Source organism: Desulfobacula sp. (assembly GCF_021107415.1).
Genome location: NZ_JAIOSW010000110.1, coordinates 1 through 4777 on the forward strand (window position 1 = coordinate 1; position 4777 = coordinate 4777).

The 4777-nt window shown below is 38.7% G+C and carries 5 protein-coding genes; 4 read left to right on the plus strand and 1 reads right to left on the minus strand.

Features of this window, described 5'->3' with window-relative positions; all coding sequences use genetic code 11:
- From K8S13_RS05765 to K8S13_RS05775, 3 genes are all read left to right on the plus strand, one after another.
- On the plus strand, window positions 1–286 hold a 286-nt coding region (locus tag K8S13_RS05765; protein ID WP_291461129.1), incomplete at its 5' end, for a hypothetical protein.
- Entirely contained in the window at window positions 286–537 is a 252-nt protein-coding gene (locus K8S13_RS05770; protein WP_291461131.1) for a phosphopantetheine-binding protein, read from the plus strand. The genes K8S13_RS05765 and K8S13_RS05770, both read left to right, overlap by 1 nt.
- Complete coding sequence (locus K8S13_RS05775; RefSeq protein ID WP_291461133.1) at window positions 534–2102, plus strand: class I adenylate-forming enzyme family protein; 1569 nt, start codon at window positions 534–536, stop codon at window positions 2100–2102. Before K8S13_RS05770 ends, K8S13_RS05775 begins: the two co-directional genes overlap by 4 nt.
- Here K8S13_RS05775 and K8S13_RS05780 read toward each other — a convergent pair whose 3' ends face one another.
- Window positions 2103–3089, minus strand: coding sequence for a hypothetical protein (locus K8S13_RS05780; protein WP_291461135.1), 987 nt, complete (start codon window positions 3087–3089; stop codon window positions 2103–2105).
- Window positions 3090–3455: 366 nt separating this feature from the next.
- Between K8S13_RS05780 and K8S13_RS05785 the strand changes: the two genes are divergently transcribed.
- Window positions 3456–4777 (plus strand): SNF2-related protein (locus tag K8S13_RS05785; protein ID WP_291461137.1); only part of this gene is annotated, 1322 nt, incomplete at its 3' end.

Consider the following 4777-nt stretch of genomic DNA (forward strand, 5'->3'; position numbering starts at 1 on the left):
TATTCATCCTTTAGCCTTTTTTGACTATGATGAAGAAAAGATCAAACAGGAACTCAGATCCATTGGATGGAAAGCACCCGAAGATACGGATACCAATTCATCCAATTGTCTTATTAATGCGTTTGCAAACAAATGTCATATTGCACGCCATGGATTCCATCCCTATGTCTGGGAGATTGCCAATATGGTAAGACAGGGTATTATGAGCCGTGATGAAGGATTAATAAAAATTTATACTGAACAGAATACTGAAATGGTAAATTATGCAAAGGAGAAATTGGGTTAATGGATAAAATAAAAGAAAAGATAAAGAACTTTATTATAGAAAACTTCTTGTTTGGAGAGGACAATGATTTAAAAGACGATACCTCTTTTTTAGAAGAAGGAATTATTGATTCCACGGGAGTGCTGGAGCTGATTGAGTATCTTGAAGAAGAATTTAATATTGAAATAGATGATGAGGATATGATCCCGGAAAACCTGGATTCTTTAAATTATCTGGAACAATTTATCAGCAAACTGCTGAAAGCCTCATGATACACCATTTTCTTGAAAACAGTGCTTCTGCCTTTCCTGAAAAAACGGCAGTCATTACAGAAAAAGACCGCGCTACCTATGCACAGGTAAATTCAGACGCCAACAGACTAGCACGGCTCCTGATGGATCACAATGTCAAAGACAATGACATTGTAGTACTCATCATGGATAACAGCATTGAATATATCATCAGCTACTATGCCATCCTTAAAACCGGTGCTGTGGTTGTACCGTTCAGCAATGACCTTAAGCCGGAAAGCATTAATCATCTGTTCAGTGAACTTGCACCCAAAGCCGTTATTTCTTCAAAAAAATTTGAAAGGTTGTTAAAAGCCTGCGACTTAACTTCATCTACCCTGCAGGTCATGATCATTAAAGATATGAGCAGCCAATTGCTCCAGGCTGGGTCTAAGACTGGGCCCCGGCTTGATTTCCCCGTGATACCCTGGTCAGAGATTTCAAATTACAGCAATTCCTCAAATCTTGACAAAACAATAGACCCAGACACCCTGGCAAGCATTATATACACATCGGGAAGTTCAGGTATTCCAAAAGGTGTCATGCTTTCTCATTTAAACATTACAACAAACGCTGATTCAATCTGCCAATACCTTCACCTGACCAGTGATGATATCCAGATGGTGGTGCTTCCTTTTTTCTATGTCATGGGAAAATCTCTTCTGAACACCCTGTTTTCAGTTGGCGGGACTATTGTTATCAATAATAAATTTGCCTTTCCCGCATCTGTAATAAACCAGATGGTTGAAGAAAAAGTCACTTTCTTTTCCGGAGTGCCTTCCACTTATGCCTTTCTTTTAAACCGTTCCCCTTTGGAAACTTTTAAAGACAAGCTGACCCATCTTCGCTGCTGCACCCAGGCAGGCGGTCACATGGCATCCAGCATCAAAAAAAAGCTGATTAAAATGCTGCCGGATCACACAGATATCTGTATCATGTATGGTGCAACGGAAGCCTCTGCACGGCTGACATATCTTGAACCTGACCGGCTTGAAAATAAAATAAACTCCATTGGCATACCCATACCAGGGGTAAAGATCAAAATCCTTGATCAAAACAATAGGCAAGTCCCTTCCGGGCAGACAGGAGAGCTTGTTGCCTCGGGTAAAAACATCATGCTTGGCTATTGGAAAGACCCTGTAACCACTGCAAAAGCGCTGGATGGAAATGGTTATCACACAGGAGATCAGGGATATATTGATGAAGATGGATTTTACTTTATAAAAGGAAGGAAAGACAGCCTGCTTAAGGTTGGCGGTCATCGCATCAACCCCCAGGAAGTAGAAGATGCAATAATGGAAACAGATCTTGTTGTCGAATCAGCAGTGATCGGTGTCAAAGACGATCTTTTAGGCAATAAACTGATCGCACTTGCAACACCCAGGAATAAAGATATTGATGCAAATATAATTTTATCAAAGTGTTCTGCGCTGCTGCCTAAATATAAAATGCCCTATGAAATAAAAATTGTAAAACTGCTGCCTAAAAATGCAAACGGTAAAATTGATAAAAACAAATGTGCTGAAATGATAAAAGACTCTTTTTAATCATTTTCCGAACAAGGATGCAATATAATCCAAACAAGAAGAATAAAACTGATTTATAAACCCTGACAGATCTTTTCCATCCACATCAGAATCCTGATCAATGTCTGCCTGACAGTCCGGCCAACCCGCAAGCCTTGCCCATAGCCACCATGCAGCATATCCCTTAAGGTTTCCGTTCAGATGTTGACTGTGAGCTGCTTCGGATTCCCACCAGTCTTCACCCAGAGTGTATGAATTCTGCCAGTCCAGGGCCCAGTTTTTGTCCCATAACCCATTCTCGTCACTGTCATAATAACAGCTATCAGTGGCCCTTAACTCCATATAATTCACAAACCCATCCGGATCATAACTTTCAATATCTGCAAAATCATAAAGTATCCTGCCATGGGTCCTGCAATGATTTCTGATATGCTCATTTGCAAGATTAAGCTGGCTGTCGAGGCCGGTTCCATTCAGGTGACCGGTCATGAATATAAAATTCACATCAGGGTATTCTGCGATCAAGTCTTCCATCAGATCCAGATAAATATCAATATTTGCAATGGAAGTATCAGCCTGGCCACACCATGACCAGATCACCACATTCACGTCCGAATTATCAGAGTTATTCAAATAATCACGTGTCCTCTGGGCCCAGGTAACACGATCCGGATTCCCAAGATCTCCAGAGACAAAATAATCGTGAAAATCCAGGGCACCTCCCGTGCCTCCGTTATTCCAGGTATAAAGATCCGGTGTTGCACCATTGGCTGTCATGAACTGGTCAAGGGCAACACCATTGGACCCCATCCCGGATGTCAGCTGGCTGCCGTGGGAGGTATGGCCATAGGCAATGTGCAGATCTGATTTAGCCTGATTGATCCAGGTTTCCGGAACCTGCCAGATGTCAGTACAGGTGTGATCAATGATTAACCCTGCAGCAAAAGAAACAGCAGTAAGATTGCAGACAATAAAAGCAACAAATAAAATTGTTTTAATAGATTTCATACGTTTATCCTTTCAAATCTCTATTTCAGTTAAAATTGTTATTAAAGCAACTACTGTACCACAACATATGAATAATTTTTATTTTTTCCTATAATAACATGAAAAAAGCCAAAAAAGCGGCTATTCATATAAAATTTTATTTTTTAAGTTTATAAAAATTAAGGAAGGAATCCTTAAGGTTCTATCAATGTTCTGAGTAAAAGTATGTAAAACTTTACATACTTTTATGTAAAGTTTTACATAGAGAAAGGAATTAAATTCCTTATATTTTGGTATATTTTCACATACAAAGGTATATTTTTTATCATTTTACTTATAAATTAAAATCAACTATGAACCTATAAAAAACAAATGGAGCGTAAAACAATGTTATCAAGGGAAAAAATCAAAAACAATATTGCAGATTCTGAAATTATCTTTTACCGGGGTGAAAGAATCTATGAAAATGATGCCCTCCTCTATGAAGGTGATGATGGAAACAACTTATTCGACTTTCGATATGACGGTGCTTATGGTGATTATGAAATTAGTATTGATCTTTCCAATGAAAACCGGCCTGGGATCTGTAGCTGCCCGTATCCCGGTGATGGCTGCAAGCACATCGTTGCATCACTTCTTACCGTTCTTGATATAAGCTTTGCAGGTGTTAACAACCCTGCTTTGTCTCCCGTCCCTGAACCTGAGGATGAGATCCCTCTGTACCTGACATATGATGAAATAAGAGCCCAGGCACTGGATGACAGGACAAAAAGGGCAAAAAAAGATATCTTCAAGGTTGTACAAGGAGATACTTTTAAAGGAGAACATCTTATTGAAACTGCCTCAAAGAAGCACTATCAAATTATCATGCATGATCCTGAAGCTGGAATGGGACATTGCAGCTGCCCTGATTTTCTTACCAACAAACTCAATACCTGCAAACATATCATTTTCCTGAAAAATTATTTCTCCAACATAAAAAGTTTTAATAAACAAGTAAAAAAAGAGTCTTTTCCATTTATAGATATTTTCTGGGATTCAAAAAAGAATGCACCCAAACTCTTCTTTGATCCGCAATCAATTGCTGATCTCGGGATCATAAAACTTTTAGCCCAATATTTTAATAAGGATGGAGACTATATTAAAGATGATCTTTCAAGCATTGTTAAACTGATACCATCCGCCCAAGCAAACAAACAGGTCATCATTCAACCTGAAGTTTTAAACCAGGTTCAAAATTATTTACAGAATCATCAGCTTGAAGCTTTCAAAGATTCCTTTCAATTTGATTATTCAAAAATAAAAGCGAAACTTTATGACTATCAAAAGGAGGGCGTACAATTTGCACTCTTTAAAAAATCAGTGCTGATAGGCGATGAGATGGGGCTTGGAAAAACCCTTCAGGCAATTACACTCTCTATCCTGAAAAAAGAACTCTTTGGATTTAAAAAAGTCTTGATTATCACTTTGGCTTCTTTAAAAGACCAGTGGAAAAGGGAAATCATCAATTTCACCGATGAAATCCCCAGGGTAGTGGAAGGGACTGCCCAGAAAAGAAGATCCATCTATAACAACGATTCAAATTATTTTAAAATTACCAACTATGAAGCCGTATTAAGGGTTGTTACCTTCATTGCCAAAATGAAACCGGATCTGAAAATTTTGGACGAACCCCAGGGCATAAAAAACTTTAACACCAAAACCAGATG

What these genes read in the sequence shown, in the direction of transcription:
- K8S13_RS05770 (WP_291461131.1), top strand. Translation starts at nt 286, where the DNA reads ATGGATAAAATAAAAGAAAAGATAAAGAACTTTATTATAGAAAACTTC.
- K8S13_RS05775 (WP_291461133.1), top strand. Translation starts at nt 534, where the DNA reads ATGATACACCATTTTCTTGAAAACAGTGCTTCTGCCTTTCCTGAAAAA.
- K8S13_RS05780 (WP_291461135.1), bottom strand. Translation starts at nt 3,089, where the DNA reads ATGAAATCTATTAAAACAATTTTATTTGTTGCTTTTATTGTCTGCAAT.